The organism is Streptomyces sp. NBC_00568 (assembly GCF_026341855.1).
Classification (GTDB): domain Bacteria; phylum Actinomycetota; class Actinomycetes; order Streptomycetales; family Streptomycetaceae; genus Streptomyces.
In genome coordinates, this window is record NZ_JAPENW010000002.1 from 232,458 (window position 1) to 251,932 (window position 19,475).

At 66.9% G+C, this 19,475-nt stretch carries 14 protein-coding genes and 1 pseudogene; 8 read left to right on the forward strand and 7 right to left on the reverse strand.

The annotated features are described in order from the left end of the window. Window positions 1-82: 82 nt before the first annotated feature. From OOK38_RS33355 to OOK38_RS33370, 4 genes are all read right to left on the reverse strand, one after another. The gene (locus OOK38_RS33355; RefSeq protein WP_266849725.1) at window positions 83-826 is read right to left on the reverse strand and encodes an SDR family NAD(P)-dependent oxidoreductase; all 744 of its coding nucleotides are present in this window, start codon (window positions 824-826) and stop codon (window positions 83-85) included. A gap of 304 nt (window positions 827-1,130) precedes the next feature. After that, the gene (locus OOK38_RS33360) at window positions 1,131-2,009 is read right to left on the reverse strand and encodes an LLM class flavin-dependent oxidoreductase (protein ID WP_266849726.1); all 879 of its coding nucleotides are present in this window, start codon (window positions 2,007-2,009) and stop codon (window positions 1,131-1,133) included. A 578-nt stretch (window positions 2,010-2,587) separates the two neighbouring features. After that, on the reverse strand, window positions 2,588-2,710 hold the full coding sequence (locus tag OOK38_RS33365) for a hypothetical protein (RefSeq protein ID WP_266849727.1): 123 nt from the start codon (window positions 2,708-2,710) through the stop codon (window positions 2,588-2,590). Continuing rightward, window positions 2,707-2,901, reverse strand: coding sequence for a hypothetical protein (locus OOK38_RS33370; protein WP_266849728.1), 195 nt, complete (start codon window positions 2,899-2,901; stop codon window positions 2,707-2,709). Before OOK38_RS33370 ends, OOK38_RS33365 begins: the two co-directional genes overlap by 4 nt. Before the next feature lie 350 nt (window positions 2,902-3,251). Here OOK38_RS33370 and OOK38_RS33375 point away from each other — a divergent pair, with 350 nt between their 5' ends. Beyond that, a complete protein-coding gene (locus OOK38_RS33375) occupies window positions 3,252-4,316 on the forward strand; it encodes an alkene reductase (RefSeq protein WP_266849729.1) in 1,065 nt (354 codons plus the stop codon). A 106-nt stretch (window positions 4,317-4,422) separates the two neighbouring features. After that, window positions 4,423-4,791 carry a MarR family transcriptional regulator gene (locus OOK38_RS33380; RefSeq protein ID WP_323178862.1) on the forward strand — a complete coding sequence of 123 codons (369 nt, stop codon included), beginning with the start codon at window positions 4,423-4,425 and terminating at the stop codon, window positions 4,789-4,791. A gap of 813 nt (window positions 4,792-5,604) precedes the next feature. On the opposite strand, the gene OOK38_RS33385 is transcribed toward OOK38_RS33380, so the two are convergent. Beyond that, entirely contained in the window at window positions 5,605-5,922 is a 318-nt protein-coding gene (locus OOK38_RS33385; RefSeq protein WP_266849731.1) for an SCO4225 family membrane protein, read from the reverse strand. 709 nt (window positions 5,923-6,631) lie between these two features. Between OOK38_RS33385 and OOK38_RS33390 the strand changes: the two genes are divergently transcribed. Continuing rightward, entirely contained in the window at window positions 6,632-8,677 is a 2,046-nt protein-coding gene (locus OOK38_RS33390; protein WP_266849732.1) for an ATP-binding protein, read from the forward strand. A 263-nt stretch (window positions 8,678-8,940) separates the two neighbouring features. Here the strand turns inward: OOK38_RS33390 and OOK38_RS33395 are convergent, their stop codons facing one another. Together OOK38_RS33395 and OOK38_RS33400 are read right to left on the reverse strand one after the other, a co-directional pair. Continuing rightward, window positions 8,941-9,630, reverse strand: coding sequence for a response regulator transcription factor (locus OOK38_RS33395; protein WP_266850015.1), 690 nt, complete (start codon window positions 9,628-9,630; stop codon window positions 8,941-8,943). After that, window positions 9,615-11,966: a histidine kinase gene (locus OOK38_RS33400; RefSeq protein ID WP_266849733.1), complete on the reverse strand. Its 2,352-nt coding sequence runs from the start codon at window positions 11,964-11,966 to the stop codon at window positions 9,615-9,617. Before OOK38_RS33400 ends, OOK38_RS33395 begins: the two co-directional genes overlap by 16 nt. Window positions 11,967-12,095: 129 nt before the next feature. On the opposite strand from OOK38_RS33400, the gene OOK38_RS33405 reads away from it, so the two are divergent. From OOK38_RS33405 to OOK38_RS33420, 5 genes and pseudogenes are all read left to right on the forward strand, one after another. After that, window positions 12,096-13,127, forward strand: coding sequence for a CPBP family intramembrane glutamic endopeptidase (locus tag OOK38_RS33405; protein WP_266849734.1), 1,032 nt, complete (start codon window positions 12,096-12,098; stop codon window positions 13,125-13,127). A 375-nt stretch (window positions 13,128-13,502) separates the two neighbouring features. Then, window positions 13,503-14,051 (forward strand): annotated as a pseudogene (locus OOK38_RS34670) (BTAD domain-containing putative transcriptional regulator); the annotation flags it as partial. A gap of 62 nt (window positions 14,052-14,113) precedes the next feature. After that, on the forward strand, window positions 14,114-16,192 hold the full coding sequence (locus OOK38_RS33410) for an AAA family ATPase (RefSeq protein WP_266849735.1): 2,079 nt from the start codon (window positions 14,114-14,116) through the stop codon (window positions 16,190-16,192). A 1,301-nt stretch (window positions 16,193-17,493) separates the two neighbouring features. Next, complete coding sequence (locus OOK38_RS33415; protein WP_266849736.1) at window positions 17,494-18,699, forward strand: hypothetical protein; 1,206 nt, start codon at window positions 17,494-17,496, stop codon at window positions 18,697-18,699. Between the two features lie 178 nt (window positions 18,700-18,877). Beyond that, complete coding sequence (locus OOK38_RS33420) at window positions 18,878-19,441, forward strand: sigma-70 family RNA polymerase sigma factor (RefSeq protein WP_266849738.1); 564 nt, start codon at window positions 18,878-18,880, stop codon at window positions 19,439-19,441. Window positions 19,442-19,475: the final 34 nt, after the last annotated feature.

Consider the following 19,475-nt stretch of genomic DNA (forward strand, 5'->3'; position numbering starts at 1 on the left):
GCGGCCCGGCCAGTGGGTGGGGGCTATGGCCGCGGGCAGCGGATCTTCGCGCATGGGGCGCGAGTGGCAGGCAGGGCCTCTCTCAGGTGGTGAATCCGCCGTCCGCATTGAGAGTGGCTCCGGTGATGAACGCGGCGTCGGGGCTGGCCAGGTAGGCAATGAGGCCAGCGATCTCATCGGGGGTGCCGTAGCGTCCAAGGGGGGTGGCTGAGCGCATCACGGCGGCGGCGGGGCCGTCAGCGGGGTTGAGGTCAGTGTCGACGGCGCCGGGCTGTATCAGGTTGACGGTGATTTGCCGTGGTGCGAGATCTCGGGCCAGAGCCCGATTCAGGCCAGCGAGGGCGGCCTTGGTCATGACGTACCCGCTCTGACCTGCGAAGGGCGAGCGGTCGGCGAAGACGCTGCCGGTGATGATGACGCGTCCGCCTGGCGGCAGGTGTCTGGCGGCTTCCTGTGTGGCAACGAAGGTGCCACGGACGTTGACCTCATAGATTCGGTCCAGGTCGGACACGGTCATGCTTTCCAGCTGGGCGGCCGCACCGATTCCCGCGTTGTTGACCAGGATGTCCAAACCGCCAAAGGTGCGGGCGGTGGTGTTAACCGCTGACCGGACTTCTTCGGGGCTGCCATTGTCGGCGCGGAGGGCTAGGGCCCGGCCTCCGGCGGCGGTGATGGTCTTCACCACGCTCCGGGCAGCGTCCGGTGAGCGGGTGTAGGTCACGGCGACTGTTGCGCCCTGCTGTGCGAGTCGTGTGGCGACAGCGGCTCCGATGCCGCGTGACCCTCCGGTGACGAGAGCTACTTTGTCCTTGAATAACGTATCCATGATGTCAGTTCCTATTCTTGGGAAACACTGGCAACAGTGGTCAGGCGATGGCGTGGTGAAGAAGAGCTTGCGACGTTCATGTCCACCGTCGCCGGCCTGCTGGGCTGCACATGCTTCGGGACCACTGGGCATCGGCACCGGTGCCGGAACTCCCCCAGCACTTCGTTTCGGGCCCTGCGGTGTCGACCATCTCGCCCCCGGTGTCGACCACGGCGGCGACTTCCAGTGCCGGGGCCGGAGAACTGGGCGAGGATGAGAGCTTGCAGCGCGCCGCAGCGGATTTCGTCAGTTCGGACAGCAATGTTCAGACGCGCCGCTTCAGGGCTTCGCGCACCGCAGGAACAACCTCGGTGGCGAAGGCGCGGATCTGCTCCGCATGATCGCGCTCGGGCCAGATGACGAACCCGTTCATTCCGACAGTCGCCGCGAGTTCCACGATGGTTTCAGCCCACTGGGCGGCTGGCCCACGAAATGGACCGTCCGCTGCAGACTGGATGGTTCCGGCGATGTTGTAGACCTTACGGAGCATCGACGGGTCACGGCCTGCAGCTGCCGCGGCATCATTGACGCGCCCGACCGCCGCGGGCAGGGCATCGAGGCCGAGGTAGGCGTGGGACGGCAGCCAGCCATCGGCGCGGGCTCCGGTGAGCGCGAGCATGCGCGGGCCGTAGGAACCCAACCAGAGCCCCAGTCCGGGACTGGGGGCCGGACCCGGACGGACGCCGGCAAGAGAGTAGTGCTCGCCGCGGACCCGGACGCTGCGTTGTCCGCTCCACATGGCGCGGACGACGGTGATTGCTTCGTCGAGGGCATCGACGGCCCTCTTTGGTTCTTTATGCAGACCGCCCATAGCTTCGATGGCTTCCCAGAAGGCCCCAGCACCCAGGCCGAGCTGCACCCGAGACCCCGACAGCCTGTCCAGCGTCGCGGCGGCCTTGGCCAGTACGGCCGGAGGACGCAGGGGCAGCGAGGCGACCGTCGGAACCAGCGTGACGTTCTTGGTCCGGGCTGCCAGGAAGCTGAGCAGTGTCCAGGTGTCGTCGAACGATTCTTGGTAGGGGTGATCCTGGATGGTCAACAGGTCCAGGCCGAGACTGTCGATGAGCAGTGCGTGCTCACCAGAACGCCCCAGAGGGAAAGCGAGCGGGTCGACGTTCGCGCCGAACAGAACAGGAAGGGACATGACAGCCTCTCGAATGGTCAGGAGCCTGAGCGGGGCGGGTGCGGTCAGAGGCCGCACCCAAGACAGGAATGGGTACTTCATGTGCGGGCTGGCGACTTCCACATCCTCGAGGCGCCGCCCTCACGGCCGCCCTGTCCACCGCCGCCCTCACTGAACGCGCCGCCAGGGTCCGCCGAACCCTCGACGCGTGACCCCTTCCGGGCCCCTCACACGTGTGGAAACCGCAGGTCAGAGCGCCCTTAGCCGCTGCGCAGGGAGATCTCTTGTCCGGTGCGGCCCGAGAGCCGCAGACGTCAGCGCGGTGGGCCGAGGATGACTCCGCCGTACAATTCCGAGGCTTCTGTCAGCAGGGGCCCTGGGGGGTCGTGGAGAAGCGGCGGCCGCGAGCCCGCCACCGACGGAGGTTCCGGCCAGGAGAATCCGCTGGGGGCGATGCCCAGTTCGGCACCACGATCGGCGGTCCACGCGAAGCCAGCGTGCGCGTCCTCCACCGCCGTCGGGCCGGGGTGCTCGGAAGCCAGACGGTAGAACCAGGGACACCACGACGGCGTCGTGCTCCAAGGCCCAGTCCAGGATGTTCACGATACCGGTGAATCGGTCGCGATGATCATTCCGCCGCCGTGCAGGAAGTAGATCCCTGCCTTGGTGGCAGTGCCGCCCCGCGGCGTGAACACCGACGCTGCCGCCTCTGCGTCGTTCACCGAGACCATGCCGACGTCTGATCCAGGGAGCGCGTGGCCAGGATCTCCTCCATCGGCGCGGTGAAGGGTACGGCCCGTAGGGCGTCGATCATCTCGGCGGTGATCGTCGTCGGCAGCGGGCTCGCGTCCAGCAGGGCCCCCAGTTCGGGGTGGTACGTCGGACGGGCCTGGGTGTCGGTCGATGCAGTCATGGCAGTCTCCGCGGTGGGGCTACAACGACCACTTACGTGGCCGACCACGTAACCGTATCTTCGATAAGTGTGGTCGGCAACATAAATCGGATTTGGGCTCGATCGCGTGCCGCCGGGAAGGGTCAGCCTCCCTCCAGGGAGGGGCCGCACAACCGCCCCCTTGCCGGTCGGCCAGGTGCCACCGAGCGACCCCGCCCCCGCCGAGGGCGAGGTCCAACCCGAGCCGCTCGGGGGTGGTGCACCCTCGGTGCCGCGATCGACCCGAGGGCCGCTTGACAATATAGGTGGCCGACCACATAATCGGGGTCAAGCGTAAATGTGGCCAGCCACATAATTTTGGGAGACCTGTCATGACCTTCTCGCTATGGACTCCGACCACCGTCGGCACGCTCAACCTTCCTCACCGCCTTGCCATGGCCCCGATGACCCGGGATCGCTCCACCCCCGAGGGCGTGCCGACCGAACTGAACGCCGAGTACTACGCCCAGCGCGCCTCAATGGCCCTCATCGTCACCGAAGGCACCCAGCCCTCCGCCGACGGCCAGGGCTACCTCCTCACTCCCGGCATTCACAGCGACGAGCAGGTCGCCGGCTGGCGGAAGGTCACCGACGCCGTACACAGCGCAGGCGGACGCGTCGTCATCCAGCTCATGCACGTCGGGCGCATCTCGCACCCCTCCAACACCCCCCACGGACGCCAGCCCGTGGCACCTTCCGCAGTCCAGCCGGCGGGCATCATGTTCACCATGACCGGCCCTCAGGAGATGCCCGTTCCCCGGGCCCTGTCGACCGCAGAGGTCGCCGATGTGGTGCAGGAGTACCGGCAGGCGGCCGCCGCGGCCATCGCCGCCGGTGCCGACGGTGTCGAGATTCACGGCGCCAACGGCTACCTGGTTCACCAGTTCCTGTCGAGCAACGCGAACCTGCGCACGGATTCCTACGGTGGGACGGTCGACAACCACATCCGCTTCGCGGTCGAGGTGGCCACGGCTGTCGCTGACGAGATCGGCGCGGACCGCACCGGCTTCCGTATTTCTCCCGCGAACCCCTTCAACGACATCGAGGAAGAGAACACCGCCGAACTGTACGGAGCGCTCGTCGCAGCCCTGGCACCGTTGAACCTGGCCTATCTGCACGTCACGCACATCGGCGACGAGGCCTTGCTGCGCACCATCCGCAGCCAGTGGCCCACCAGCCTGATCGTCAACCGCGCAGGCGCCGACATCGAAGCACGTACCAAGGACCTCGAGGACGGCCTCGCCGACCTCATCACGGTCGGATCGATGGCACTGGCCAACCCCGACCTCGTCCAGCGCCTGCGCATCGGTGCGGCCCTCAACGAGCCGGACCCCACCTCGTTCTATGGAGGAGACGAGCGTGGATACACCGACTACCCGACACTCCCGGGCACCTGAGAGGGACGGCACCTCCCCCGACACGGCAGGGGCCCGCGCCCCGACGGGCCGTCTGAGCCACACCGTCTTTCTCCTGGCCCGAGCGCATCGGGCTGTCGCAGCCGGCATGCTGCGCGACCTCGGTCTGCATCCGGGGCAGGAGCTACTGATCATGCGACTCCTGGACGAAGACGGACAGAGTCAGTCAGATTTGCAGGAAGCTGTCGGCCTGGACCACTCCACCGTCTCCCGGTCCCTGCGCCGGATGGAGACGGCGGGTCTACTCGTCCGCGAACCCGCCGCACATGACAGGCGGGTGCAGCTTGTGCATCTCACCTCTCGAGGTCGTGCACTGCGACAGCCCCTACAGGCAATGTGGTCGCATCTGGAACAACTGTCTGTTCGTGCGCTGGATGACGACGCGATCACGTCCTTCATCTCGAGCGCCCTGGCGATCGAGTCAGCCCTCACCGAGCGTGACCGCTCGCACGATTAGCCAGGAACTGCCGCATGCTGCCGTACGGGAACCCCGCGCGGCAGCATGAGACTGCCAGCAATCCGGTCCTGGAACCTTGTAATGAAACAGCCGCTGGACCATGCTCCTCGTCGGCCGCGGGCGGCAACACGAAGCGCAAGGGCACCACTCATCGAATACAGGACTCGGGCCGGGCGTGCTGTTTCCCAAAAGCGCTCCTCTCAAGGCTGCGCTTCCACCTGGCAAGGGCACCACCCGGAGGGATTGGCAGGCATCCGCCGGGCGGCGCCCCTCGTCCCGTGCAACGTACGTACCGCAGGTCCGGTTCAGAAGCCCAGTACGGTGAAGCCCGGTCGAAGCCTCCACCTCAATGGCGAGCATGTCGGCCACCTCCTGGGCCACCCCCAGTGCCTCCCGGTGAGCCCCAAGCGACAGCCAAGCCGGGGCCCGCAATTCGCACGGAAGCGCCGCCACGACAGCGGCAGCAGGCAGCGCCGGAAACCCCACCCCTCTGGGATCCGACGAGATTCAGCGGGCCGTGCGCGTCTGGCGGCACCGCACAGGCCAGGTCACCCGGACGGTTCTGCGCTTGCATTTCGGCCCGTACCAGCATGCCCGCCGGTACAACGTCGAGGCCCCATCCGCCGGCAAGACGATGCGTCAGACGGTTAAGGGTGGCCTGGGGAGGAGGCGTACGTCTGCGTCGTGAGGGCGCCCCCGCCAGTACCTGGGACAACGGGCCGGTGGGCGAACGTTCCAGCGCGTCGCCACCCTCGCCGCTGGCGACGCGGCCAGGACGATCTCCCCGCCGCGCCAGGCAGGTCCCGACAAGCCTCATCCGCGACGAAGGCCCGGGATAGCGCGCAAGGCAGTCCCCAGAAGCCAAGCGTTGACGAACGCCCCGAGTACCGCCGCTGCCGGGTAGGTAAACGCCATGCTCTCAGGCAGCGCAAGAACCACGAGGCCCGCAGGCGCCGTCAGCAGGAGCGGGTACACCGCAGCGAAGCTGGCATCCGCGTGGGAAAGCACAGTGTGGTCGATGACGGCCCACAAAAGCACTACGGCGCAGACGGCCAGATACGCTCGAGACACCCAGTTCCCGATCATCGTCTCAAGCACGTTGCTGCGGTGGTGCACGGTGTTGGTGGTCATTGCCTTCTCTTTTCTCTTCAGGTTTCACCTCAGTAGACCGAATCCGAGCGTGACGCGGCATGAGCAGCACAACTCATTTTTCGAGGTCGAGAAAATGAGTACCTCAGAGATGAACCTTCAGGACTGCCAGCTCGTAATGGCGGCGCACCGCACCCGATCAAGAGAGCGGTGACCCGCCGCACCGTCTTTGCCCCACCCCGGTGGTGCGCAACTCGTTCACCCAGCGTTGATTCCAGTTCGCCAGCAGGGCGGCCAGCCAGCGGCAGCGCGCCCTGAGAGCAGGCGAGGCCCGCGGCTAGGACAGACAGCACAGGGAATCAACTCCCCCCGCATCTGCTCCGTCCGGTGCCACCGCTCTGACAGCTCACCGAAGAACCACGGGCCCAAGGGCCTACCGCATCGACAGGTTCTCTAGCGACGGTTGCAGCAGAAGGGGCGCAAGTACAGGAAACGCAGCTTGTTTGGGTCGCCAATGAGGCGAACTATCCCAACGGAGCATCGCGCCCTCGTTCTATGAGCAATACCCCTCGCGAAACCTGCCAATGAATTACTCTGTCTGCGATCCTGACGGTCTCCACTCGTGTCGGCTGCCCAGCGCACCGGCTGGCTCGCCCCTGGCACGGGTGGTGAATCGGCCGGGCACCAAGAGGATGGTTCCGCTGCCCCGCTAACCCCAGCTGCGGAGCCAGATTCGCACGGGGAGACTTCCATGGCACCAAGCAGCCGCAACGGCGTTATCGCCGACACCCTGGCCGCCGGACGCGACCAGGCGTTCGTCGGACGTCAAGCCGAACTCTCACTGTTCAAGGCAGCCCTGGCCGGAGACGCACGCGCGTTCCCTGTGCACTACCTGCACGGCCCCGGCGGCATCGGGAAATCGACGCTGCTGCGCCGCTTCGTTCGGGAAAGCCGCCAAGCTGGCCGTGAAGTCATCGAGGTCGACGGGCGAACAGTCCCGCCCACGCCCGAGGGCTTCCTGGAAGCAGCAGGGAAGGCCGTGAGTACCCCGGACGTCGTACTGCTCGTGGACACCTTCGAAAGGTGCCAGGGCCTGGAGGGCTGGCTGTGGGAACGATTCTTGCCGCGGCTGCCGGTCGGCGCGATCGTGGTCGTGGCTGGGCGGCTCGCCCCAGATCCCCGCTTGATCTCCGACCCTGGGTGGGACGGCCTGCTTCAGGTCACCTCATTGCGCAACCTCATACCCAGGGACGCTGCCGCCTTTCTCGCCACACGCGGCGTACCGCTTCACACACACGAGCAGTTGCTGTCGTTCACCGGCGGCAACCCCCTGGCGCTCACGCTAGCCGCCGCCTTGTCCATGAAGGACGCGACCACCACAACCAACTGGAAACCAAGCCAGGACGCCATCTCCACCATGCTGCCCCAGCTCATCGGGGACACACCGAGTCTGCGGCACCGTAAGGCTCTCGAGATCTGCGCACATGCGCACGTCACCTCCGAATCGCTGCTGCGGGCTCTCATGACTGACGACGCACCCGAGCTGTTCGCCTGGCTACGCGCCCAACCATTCGTGGAGACGACCGCCGCCGGCGTCTTCCCGCACGATGCCGTGCGGGAAGCGTTGGAGGCGGACTTGCGCTGGCGCGACCCGGAAGGCTTCGCCGCCATGCACGAGCAGATGCGGCACTACTTCCTCGCCCAGCTCCGTGCGGCACCCAAAACGAAGATGCTCCGGGCCACTGGCGCTCTGATCTACCTCTACCGCGCCGACCGTCGCATGTCCGAGTTCAACGACTGGCGGGAAGTCGGGCAGGTGGAAGAGCAGACGTACGACCCAACCATGCGCGAGAAGATCTTGGAGCTGGCAGTCGCAGCCGAGGGGGAGCAGTCCGCATCGATCGCCGCGTACTGGCTGGACCGCCAACCCGAAGCCTTCCACGTGTACCGCTCCACCCGCACCGCCGAAGTCGTGGCGTTCTTCGCATGGTTACGGCTGGAGCAGCCGGAGGGCACGGACATCGACCCCATCGTCTCGGCAGCGTGGCGGCACGCACGTGCCGCCGGGCCGCCGAGGCCCGGCGAACACCTGGGCCTGGCCCGCTTCTCCGTCTATCCCGAGGCATACCAATTGCCTTCGGCACCGATGACACACATGCAGTGGCGGGCCACTGGGGAGATGATCCGAGCCGACCGGCTCGCGTGGTCCCATGTCGTGATGCGGGACAACGGCAACTGGAACTCCCATCTGGGCGACATCAACATGGTGCCGGTCGACGAAACCCCCGAGGTCGCAGGCCACCGGTACGCACTGTTCTGCCATGACTGGCGCGCACAGCCCGCCGACCCGTGGCTGCAGGAGAAGACCGCCGCGATGCTGGCGGGTTCCTCCATGGAGCAGGCTCCGGTGTCAGGGTCTGGCGAAGTGGTTGTGCTGTCCCGCCCGGAGTTCGACGTGGCGGTCCGGGAAGCCCTGCGCACGCTCCGCGACACCGAAGCGCTCTCCAATAACCCTCTGACGCGGAGCCGCATCGTCCTCGAGAGCGATCGGGATCTGTCTCAGATTCTCGAGCAAGCGGCTGAGACGCTGCGGAACGAGCGGGGCGGCGAGAAGCGCCACCGGGCCGTGACCGTCACCCATTTCCGCGGGAGTCCCACACAGGAGGCCGCAGCAGAACGTCTTGGGCTGCCATACAGCACCTATCGCCGTCACCTTGCATCCGCAATCGAGCGCATAAGTGACTTGCTGTGGCACCACGAACTGCGCGGCGAAGCCCTTCCCTCGGCGACGACCTGACGAGGTGGCACCCGCCCGGATTCAGCGGTGTGCTTCGGCTCGGATTCGAAACCAAGCTGCCTCACCAGCTGTGCGGTCGGCGATGCCGAACCCGCCAGGGCGGCAGGACTACTCTGCCAATGCGGCCGGAACGGCAGCACGGTGTCGGTCATCGCCCGGTTTGACGCCCGTTCCATCCGCTGGGTCTGGCCCCGTTTCAAGAAGCGGGGCTCGGCGGGCCGCAGGGGTACTGCCACCGCGTTGCAGCGCCTTCGTGGAGTCGCTCAGCCTGGTGCGGAGGCGTGGTCGTCAGCAGTGCCACTCGGCCGGATCAGCCCTGTCTCATAGGCCAGGATTGTCGCCTGAACCCGGTCCCGCAGCTGCAGCTTCGCCAGAAGCGCATTGACATGGGATTTGACCGTGCCCGTCGTGACACCGAGCTGGATGCCGATCTCCGCGTTCGTCAGGCCGGAGGCGATCAGCATCAAGACTTCCCGCTCACGGGGGGTCAGGGCGCTGAGCTTGCCGGTCGTTCCAGGCGGAAGGGGCGCGCCGTTGGCGAAGGTGCTGATCAGCCGGCGCGTGATGGCGGGGGCCAGGATGCCTTCCCCCGCGGCTACCACGCGGATGGCTGTGAGCAGATCCTCTACCTCGGCGTCCTTGAGCAAGAACCCCGAGGACCCGGCGCGCAGCGCCTCGTACACGTAGACGTCGAGGTCGAATGTGGTGAGCACCAACACTTTCGGTGCGTTCTTCAGCGCAGTGATCAACCGGGTCGCCGTCAATCCATCCATGCCGGGCATCCGGATGTCCATCAGCACCACGTCCGGTGTGGTCCGCTCGGCTAGTGACACCGCGGCCGCCCCGTCACCGGCTTCACCGACCACAGACAGGTCGGGCTCGGCATCGATGACTGCGGCAAACCCCGCACGCACCACGGCCTGGTCGTCAACGACCATCACACGTATGGAGATCGTGGCACCTCCTCGGCAGGGACCGGCAGGTTCGCAACCGGCAGGGATATTCGCAGCGTACCGGCTTGGTCGGTGGCCATACGCCCGTCTGCGGCTTCGACTTGGATGCGCAGCCGCTCGGCGACGGGTCCTGCGACGGCCAGCGAGACGCCGGTCACCGTGATGTGCAACGTGCCAGGGCGCGACTTCAGCACGACGCGGGCGGGGTTGCGATCTCCGGCGCTGAGGGCTCCCTCCACGATGCGGTAAGCCGAGAGAGCCACCTGTGCCGGCAGCCCCTCGGCACAGGGCACGCCCTGCAGCGTCACTTTCCGTCCGGACACGCGCAAAGCACGGCACAAGCCGTCCAAATCGGCCAGGGTCGGCTGCGGGTGGTGGTGCCCGTCCGCAGGTGCGGTGTCGTGCAGGCTGCGCAGCAGTTCCCGCATCGCTGCCAGGGCGGACCGGGCTTGTGCAGCGACCTCGTCCGGGAGCCCGCTCTGGGCCAGTTCCACCATCCGGGCCGTCCGATGCAGCACCGACTCCTGCAGTCCTGTGGCGATCCGCGCACGTTCGGCCCCCGCGGCAACGTCCGCTTTCCGAACGGAGTCGGCGAAGGCGCCCTCCTCACGGGCCACGGCACGCAGGCGCCGTCTGCGGACCGCCAGACCCAGCGCCCACACCGCGGCCATTGCGAGGCCGATCCCGCTCGACACATCGATGGCGGTCCACACCACGATGGCCGGTGAAACGCGCTCATCCAGCAGTGCGCCGTCAACGGCGAAGGCGGCGGTCAGAGCGCAAGCCAGCCCGCCCGCCGCTGCCAGGGCCAAGGGCCACGTCCGTGCAGCACCGCGACCGTAAGCTCCGACCGCGTACACCGCCATAACTTCCGCCAGACCGGCCACTGGCAGCAGCGTCGTGGATGCTGTGGGCAGCGCGCCCCACGCAGCCGCTGCAGGCCAGGCCCACGTCGTCGCTGCCACCCACAACAACGCTGCCCTGGGCGCACGCCTGCGCCACCAGAGGGGCAGCGCGTGCACCGTCATCAGCAGCGCCAGTACCGAACCGACGGTGCGCGTCACCGGACGTGCCGCCCCGTTCTCCAAGGCAATGAGCACCACAAGCAGCGGAGTCGCTGCCGCGGTGAACACCAGTGCCGCGTCCGCCAGCCGTTGTTCCTTGAGGAAGTTCCTCCTCCGCGAGGGGCTTGCCGGACGTCGTGGACCGGTGGTGTCCGGTAGATGTGCCGTGACTCGCCACCCGCCGCCGGGGCCCGGGCCCGCGGTCAGGGTTCCGCCCACGGCCGCCGCACGCTCCCGCATGCCCGGCATGCCGCGCCCCGAGCCGAGGCGGTCGACCCTGCCCTCTGGCGGGAAACGGGGCGCATCGTTGTCCACGGTGAGTTCGAGTGTGCCGTCGACGCGCTTCACCCGGACGCAGACGGCAGCGTCCGGCGCATGCCGCAGCGCATTGGTGAGTGCCTCGCGCACGATACCGAAGGCGGCCTCAGCCGCCGGGCCGGCGAGGTCGGCCGCCAATTCGGTGGTGATGGGACGGCCCAGCCGTCCGAATCCGGCGACCAGCTCCTGGATGCGCCCGGACATCGGCCTCGGGTCCTGCCGCTGTCCGTCCCGCATCACAGCAACCAGCCGACCCAGTGCGGTCAGTGTCTCGCGCCCGGTGCGTTCTGCGAAGTCCAGCGCATCGGCGACCAGTTCGGGCCGACTCCCACCGAGCCGGCGCGCCGCGTCGACAGTGACCACAACGGAGGTCAGATGGTGGGCGCTCACGTCATGCAGCTCGCGTGCCAGTCGCTGGCGCTCCGTGTCGGCGGCCTGCCGAACGCCGTCCTCGGCGCGGGCAAGCCTTCCGTTCGCCGCCCACCGTCCGCCCAGCCACTGGCGGCGACCCTCCCCCAATCCCGTGCAGGCCACACACACCACTGCGGTGACGACGAAATCGTCCAGTGCAGAAGACAGCGAACCGACACGGACGGCATGCGGTGCCCACCCGCACAGAGTGGCACCAGCCGTAGCCAGCATCGAAGCCCGGCCGCCGCGCCGTACAGCAACGGAGTACAGCGCAATCAATATGCCAACCTCGAGGAGGAGATCCGGTACCACCAGGGCCCTGATCAGCGCCGCCCCCAGGGATCCGGCCAAAGCCCACATCGGTTCGTGCCGCCGCCACCCCAGCCCGCCCGTCTCCAGCACCAGAGCCGCCAGGACTCCGACGAGGGACACCAGACCCAGGGGCTCCTCGCCCGCCGTGGATGCACGCCACAGCACCATCACCTGGGTGACAGCGAGGACGATCGGCAGCAACCAGGTGCGTATCTTTTCCATGTCGCGCATCAGCGTAAAGTGACACGACCGAGCATGACGTCTGCCGCAAGGAGGAGGGGGATCTCCAACCCGGGTTAGACCCGCTGTTCCTGCCGTAGAGGGACGCTGCATCCAGGTCCTGGCGAAATGCTATGCGTCATGACAACGGCTCCCTTGCTTACGGCCCTGCCCTACCACCGCATGGCTCACTACACCGGCCGCCACCGCTGGTGGCGCCCCCTGCTCGGCACATCGTTGCTGATAGCCGGCTGGATGTTGCTTGTCCTGTTCCTCGACACCCTCGCCTACGGTGTGGGAAAGGCCGCGGGCTACACGGAACTGCCAGATGGAACCATCGACTTCGGGCCCGTCAGGGGCACCGTTTTGGACCTGGCCTACCTGGCTGTCGCCCTGCCGCTGATCCTTGTGGTCATACGGTCGACGGGCGGGCGTCCGGCCGGCACCGTTTCCTCGGTCATCGGGCGGTTGCGGTGGCTCTGGCTGACACGATGCGCACTGGTCGCGGTGCCTGCTGTCGCACTCCTGGCCCTAGCCGTGGTCTTCCTGCCAGGTATGGAGGGAGGCCCACAGGATGCACCTGACGTGTGGGTGGGATGGCAGCACTTCCTTCCGGCAATGGCCGTCCTGATGCTCTTCGTGCCACTGCAGGCAGCAGCCGAGGAGTACGCGTTCCGAGGCTGGCTCATGCAGGCGGTGGGCGGCTTCTTCCGCTCTCCATGGATCGCCGTGCTGCCGCAGGCCGCAGCCTTCGCTGCAGCCCACGGATGGGGAACGCAATGGGGCTTCGCCGATCTGCTCGTCTTCGGCGCCGTCGCCGGCTGGCTGACGATTCGCACTGGCGGACTGGAGGCAGCCATCGCCCTGCATGCACTGAACAACCTGTTGGCCTTCGGTCTGAGCGCGGCAGTCGTCGACGGGCTGTCGTCCGACGACACTGCGGCAGACGCTCCGTGGCAGTTGGCGGCCGTGGACACGGCGTTGGTCCTGGTCTACGCGAGCATCGTGCTCTGGCTCGCCCGCCGGTACCGGCCCATGAGCATCTCTCCCTCCGCAACTCTTCACGTTGAGTCACAAATGTTGGTGCCGGTCCTGGCGCAAGCGCCAGCGGCGGACGTCTTTGCCGCCCAACCGCTGGCCGGATCAACGGAGTCCACCCGAACGTCATCCTGACCTGATGCGCGAGGGCACGCTCGGCACCCCACCATCCTCCGGCTCAACGACCACGACAGGGACACCATGGTCCGCGCCAACGCCGCATCCTGCTCACCCGTCTCCTGATCGCCGGAAACCGACCTATCGCGCTTGGCACCTCTGCGAAGACCTCTGGACCGGACGGCCGCCCGCCGCAACGACTTCAGCGGTCCGCACCCACATCAATCGGCTGCTCACGGTTCTGGAACCATCCGGTGCCACCCGGACGCGGCACCGGATGCTCTCCAAACCACCGCTCGGCTACGCCCTTCTCGTCCCGGACGGGCCCGGGACACGGCACCGGTTCGAAGACCGTCGCGCACGGCCGCAGCATGCTGAGGGCAAGGACGGGTCGCGGCGGCGCCGGACGCCACTGGACAGGCTCTAGCCTCCTGGCGTTCTCCAGCCCTGGAGGACACAGCAGAGAACCCCATTCGCGGCACGCGAGATCGCACGGCTCAAGGAGACCCGGCTTGCCGACCAGGAACTGCACATCCATGCACAGATCATGTCGGGGCCACCGGACCGGCAGTCAGCGCCGCGCGGGACCTCACGGTGGAGGAGCCGCTGCGCGAGACCGGCTGGGCCCTGCTCATACGAGCATTGTGCTCGCACGGCCGGTCCGCCGTGGCAATGCAGCAGTACAACCGGGTCCGCCAACTCCCGCATGATGAACTAGGAGTACAGGAGGGTCCCCGATGCGTGACCTCAGGCAGGCAATCCAGCAGCACCACAGCTCGGTGCCAGGACGCTGCCGCCTCCGTCAGCCAGCCCCACACCCCTGCTCAGCGCGCGGATGCGACAGCAAGAAGGGGAAGCGAGCCGTCATCCGACGCCACCACCAGCCCCTGGTCTGCGGCAACAGCCAGCAAGACCGGAAATAACGAGGGCTGGCGGACGTAAACTGACCATGCGGTGCAGTTTCGAAGGGTCAAACCGCGCAGTTCAAGGGCTAAGGGGAAAGCATGGGCGCTCGCGGAGACCGTGCATTGGGAGACCTTCTGGAAGCCGCACGAGACCGCCTCTTTGTAGGCCGGACCGCGGAAATCGCCCTCTTCCGTGCCGCCTTGGCCGGCGAACCCGGGTCCTTCCCCGTCCACTGCCTGTACGGCCCAGGAGGCATAGGCAAGTCGACCCTGCTGCGCCGCTTTGCCCGTGAGGCCCGCCAAACTGGACGCACCGTCGTAGAGGTGGACGGCCGGACGATCGTCCCGACCCCCCAGGGGTTCGCAGCAGCCGCAGGCGAAGCGGTGAAAGAACCCGGAGCAGTCCTCCTGGTAGACACCTTCGAACGCTGCCAGGGCCTCGAAAGCTGGCTGCACGAAACTTTCCTGCCCGGACTGCACAAGCAGAGCGTGGTGGTGATCGCCGGACGTCGAGCGCCAGACGCCGGATGGACCTCTTCCCCAGGCTGGTGCGATCTACTGCAGGTCACCGGAGTACGCAATCTCTCCCCGACCGACGCCGCCGGCTTCCTTCATGCCCGTGGCGTCCAACCTGCGGCCCACCAGGCGCTGCTCTCCTTCACCGGAGGAAACCCACTGGCACTGGCACTGGCAGCAGCAGTGGCCATAAAGAACGACACTTCGAAGTCTGGCTGGAAGCCGACACACGACGTGATCTCCACACTGCTGCCGACACTCCTGGGGGACATCCCCAGCTCCGAACACCGCAGGGCGCTTGAGATCTGCGCCCATGCCAATGTGACGTCGGAGACACTGCTGCGGGCCGTCATGGGCGAAACAGCACCCGCGATGTTCGCCTGGCTGCGCGACCAGCCGTTCGTCGAGTCGACCGATACCGGACTGTTCCCGCACGACGCTGTCCGCGAGGCACTGGAGGCAGATCTCCGCTGGCGTGATCCCGACGGCTTCGCCGAAATGCACCGAACAGTTCACCAGTACCTGGTCGAGTGCGTACGCAGCGCGCCGGAAGCGGAGATGCTGCCCGCAACCAGTTCCCTGCTTTACCTCTATCGCCAGGAAGCCATGGCCAACTTCCGCAAGTGGCGCGAGGGCGGCCTCGTCTCGGACGACCCATATGAAGCAGCCGACCGCGACCGTGTACTGGAACTGGCCGAACTCGCGGAGGGCAAGGAATCCGCGTCCATCTGCCGGTTCTGGCTCGACCAGCAGCCCGGTGGATTCCGTGTCTACCGCTCCGCGGAGACCGGTGAGATCGTCGCGTTCTTCGGCTGGCTCACCCTGCAGGAGCCGCTGGGCATCGATATCGACCCCGCCGTCGCGACAGCGTGGGAGCATATGCGAGCCGCGGCACCGCTCAGGCCCGGCGAGCACATGGCGCTGGCACGATTCTGCGTACACCCGCCCGTCTACCAGCGCACCTCCGCACCCATGGATCTCATGCACTGGCGGGTACTCGGCGAGGTCTTCCGCGCCGAACGGCTCGCCTGGACCTTCGTGGTCATGCGTGACAACGGGTATTGGGACAACTACCTGCGCCACTTCGCCATGCCGCCCGCCGACGCGCGCCCACAGATCGGACTGCATGCCTACGCGCTGTTCGCTCACGATTGGCGGACGCAGCCAGTCGGTGCGTGGCTCGAAGCCAGGTCGAACGCAAGCCTGTCCCAGAGCCCAGGGGCCAGACTGCCGTCGCCTACACCGGAACGCGCTGAGCTGGTGGTTCTGTCCCGGCAGGAGTTCGACACTGCGGTCCGTGACGCCCTTCGCTCCATTCGGCGACCGGAGGCCCTGTCACAGAACCCACTCAACCGCAGCCGCCTGGTCGCCCAGGGCGGAGCAACACTTGCGGAACTGCTCGCCACAGCTATCGATGCCCTCCGGGAGGGGCGGTCTGGTGAAAAGCATCGCCGTTGCCTGACAGCCACCTATCTTGCGGGGACACAGACCCAAGAAGCGGCAGCTGCCCGTCTCGACCTGCCGTTCAGTACCTACCGGCGACACCTCACCACCGGAATCGACCGTCTCACCGACTTGCTGTGGCGCAGCGAACTGCACGGAACCGTGCCCGCCCCGCTTAGCCAGCCCACACAACCGCACAGCGGTATCTCGGAGCAGTAGGCCCGAATGCCCCTGCGGCACGCCCGCCGTTGCCCCCGCAGCATCGCGGCTCCGCCTCGCCCGGTATGCGCCGCGCGCTCGGTGCCACCGGCCCTACCACCGACGTCAGCGTGAGGGAAGCAAGGAGCATCCGACCGCGCCCGCTGCAGGTGCCCCACCGACGGCCGTTGCGGCCCGGACTCGCCGAGGTCGGGCGGGCTCACGCCGGCAGCCAGGGGGACCGAGGCAGCGCATCGTCTTGCGCCGCGCTGGCAGGTGGTGTGAACCGCAGGTGCATCATGCGCGTTGGACTGATCGACGGACCGGTGCTCCTCGGAGCGGACTCGAAGACCAACTTCTCAACGGCCCTACCGGTTCGCCGCGCGGCGGGGATCAAGGGTCCCGTGACTCCTTGAAACCTCACGCTCACTGCATGCGCACCAGAGACCGCTTCTTTCAGCACATAACGAGGACTGAACCAACGTGGCCCTTCTCATTGACAACGAGTTCCGCAGCCGCCTACGGCTCTATCGCCTACGAGGGCTCCAGCCGTCGCAAGGGCGTGTGGAGTTCGGCGCTATTTGATCTCACTGGTTTCGCCGGCGGGCTCGTTGCGGCAGTACCGGACGGGTTTCGTGTCAAAACGGGCACCCTTCAGAGAGATGTCCGCTTGACGGTCGAACTGCTCGAAGCCGGCCCTCGATGCCTGGGAAGCCATCTAGGGTGTCGGCCTCTACGTCACGGACAGAAGGCTTGAGGACGCCTACGAAGGGGACGGGATCGTTCGTTCTACTTCCCGAGCCTGGCCTACCGCCTGAGGACATGTGCGAGCGGCCGACGAACGGCTCGAGAGCACGAATGGGCCTTCCGTGACGCCGAGTTCGGCGAGGACGAAGACAAAGAGGATGCCCAGGGCACAGACCACGCCGCGACGCTGCACTGGACCTGGACCTGGACCTGGACCTGGACCGATACACACCGGATCGTCCTCTGGCGTGCCACACCCCGGAAGCAGCAGATGTGCAAGCGGGACAACATCGAGATCAACCCTCCCGGGTCGCTGCTGCCAGTGCTCGAGTCCGACCCCGAGGACCTCAACGGCATCTTCGACAGCGCTGCTGACGCCACTTCGCCGTAGGGCCCCATCCACAGGCTTGGACCCGCCAAGTGAGCAACAACGTGGTCTGGGAAGTGAGCAGTGATCGCAGCCATGCTCAAGCCGTCGATACGTCGGAGGGCTGGTTTGCATGCATGTAGTGGTGTGCGGGGCGGGACCCGTGGGCTCCCTGGTCGCGCTGTTGCTAGCGGCCGAGGGGCACCAGGTGACCGTTCTGGACGGACGCTCCGAAAGTCCGGCGGTCAGGGGAGCGGCAGAGCGTCCTGACCGGCCGCGCGCAGTCAACGAGCCATACCTACTTCTGCCGCCGGAAGTGAAACGCCTGGTGACGCAGGAGCTGCCCGCAGCGGCGGCAGCTCTGGCCTCGGTTGGCGGCACGGTAGCCGAGAACGGGGATCTCGTCCTGCAACGCGGGGCAGCTGTGTCGGCGCTGTCTGCGGAGCTGCACAGCACGCAGGGCATAAGTATCCAGCGTGGCACCGCAGTCACGGAGTTGCTGACCGGCACCAATCGATCGCCCGGTACGCCGCATGTGCGGGGCGTTCTCACCAACAGCGGGGAGGCCGTCCTCGGCGATCTGATCGTCGATGCAGCTGGCCGCCATTCGGCAATGGTCAAAATGCTCGGCGAGATCGGTGCTCTAAGGCCACTGGAAGAATGGCAGGACAGCGGCTCACGGCTCTACACCCGCCACTTCCGCCCGGAGTCCGGCACGAACACCTGGCCCCGATGGTCCCTGCGCCACTTCGCGGGCATCCGCACCGCCGTTATCTCGGATGGCAGCGGCATGTGGTCCGTAGCGCTGGAGATCGACGACGCGGACACCGATCTGTACCCGCTGGCCGGACCATCCGCCTGGCACAGAGCCGCCCGGATGTATGAAGCGGCGCCTCCGCGTTGGGAGGGCATACCTTGGCCCGGCGTGTGGGTCACGCCGCGGGTGGAGAACTGCTACCGGCGGTTCGTGCTGAACGGCAGGCCGGTGGCATCCGGCACCGTCAGCATCGGCGACGCATGGGCGGCAACCGACCCGATCCTAGGGCTCGGACTGTCCATGGGAGTCCTGCAAGCGCTGTTCCTACGGGATGCCGCACGGTGGAGTGCCGACGTCGAAGACATTGCCATACAGGTGGACCGCCTCACTGAAACCAGCCTGACGCCCGTCTACGACCGTGTCACGCAGTGGGAGGATCGGCGCCGGGTGCGCGATAGTGCCGGGCCCGAACAGGCTTCTTCCACTGCAGACGCCGCAGATCTGGTTGACGACCTGGACGCCGGGCCGTCGATCAGTGCACGGAACCTTCTGACGCGCTTGGCCGCAGCAGAGACACGGGGCACGGTCACCACGCGTACAGGTCCCTCGCGTGCTGAACTCCTCAGGACCCTCACCAGCGCGACGGCGACCGTATGAGCATGCCGTCGCTAGTGAACTGCGGGCAGTCGACCCAACCGACTTGGACGTCAGCCCCTGCCACAGCCGATTCCCACGCTCCCGGTATCCGGAATGCGCGGAGAGACAGCCGCTGCCAGCCCCGACGCTGCGCCCTCCCCCGCCCACCGCACCCGCACGCCACAGGACTGGTTCACCCATGACGAACGAGCACCGAACCACCACCGCAGCAACCAGCACCACCGCACACGCCGGCCACGACAGCGAAACCTTCGTCCGCGCCATGTATCAGCACCACGGCACCCCCCTGCTTCGCTATGCGGCCCGCCTCCTCGAAGGCGACTGGCACAAGGCCGAGGACCTCCTCCAAGAAGCCACTGCCCGCGCCTGGAAACACCACAGCCCCACAGCAGACCCTGCGAGCCTCCGCCCGTGGATGTTCACCGTCGTACGCAATCTCGCGGTCGACCACCACCGCGCCCGTAGCATCCGCCCTCGCGAAACGCAGACGACCGACGACCTCGACCTCCCCATCGACGATGCCATCGACCAGATCCTCACCTCACAGGTCGTCCTCGATGCCCTTCACCAACTCACCCCTCAGCAACGCGAAATAATCACCCTCGCCTATTACCGCGGCTACACCACCGCGCAAAGCGCCGAGCATCTCGACATCCCGCCCGGCACCGTCAAATCGCGCACCTACTATGCTCTCCGAGCTCTGAAGACCGCCCTCCACGCCCGAGGAATCCTGCACCCCTGAGGCGTCAGCGCAGCCTCACGCGAAGCAAGCGAGT

Coding starts and splice junctions, on each gene's coding strand:
- OOK38_RS33420 (WP_266849738.1), top strand. CDS start 18,878: ATGACGAACGAGCACCGAACCACCACCGCAGCAACCAGCACCACCGCA.
- OOK38_RS33390 (WP_266849732.1), top strand. CDS start 6,632: ATGGCACCAAGCAGCCGCAACGGCGTTATCGCCGACACCCTGGCCGCC.
- OOK38_RS33370 (WP_266849728.1), bottom strand. CDS start 2,901: ATGACTGCATCGACCGACACCCAGGCCCGTCCGACGTACCACCCCGAA.
- OOK38_RS33360 (WP_266849726.1), bottom strand. CDS start 2,009: ATGTCCCTTCCTGTTCTGTTCGGCGCGAACGTCGACCCGCTCGCTTTC.
- OOK38_RS33385 (WP_266849731.1), bottom strand. CDS start 5,922: ATGACCACCAACACCGTGCACCACCGCAGCAACGTGCTTGAGACGATG.
- OOK38_RS33375 (WP_266849729.1), top strand. CDS start 3,252: ATGACCTTCTCGCTATGGACTCCGACCACCGTCGGCACGCTCAACCTT.
- OOK38_RS33355 (WP_266849725.1), bottom strand. CDS start 826: ATGGATACGTTATTCAAGGACAAAGTAGCTCTCGTCACCGGAGGGTCA.
- OOK38_RS33410 (WP_266849735.1), top strand. CDS start 14,114: ATGGGCGCTCGCGGAGACCGTGCATTGGGAGACCTTCTGGAAGCCGCA.
- OOK38_RS33400 (WP_266849733.1), bottom strand. CDS start 11,966: ATGCGCGACATGGAAAAGATACGCACCTGGTTGCTGCCGATCGTCCTC.
- OOK38_RS33405 (WP_266849734.1), top strand. CDS start 12,096: ATGACAACGGCTCCCTTGCTTACGGCCCTGCCCTACCACCGCATGGCT.
- OOK38_RS33380 (WP_323178862.1), top strand. CDS start 4,423: ATGCTGCGCGACCTCGGTCTGCATCCGGGGCAGGAGCTACTGATCATG.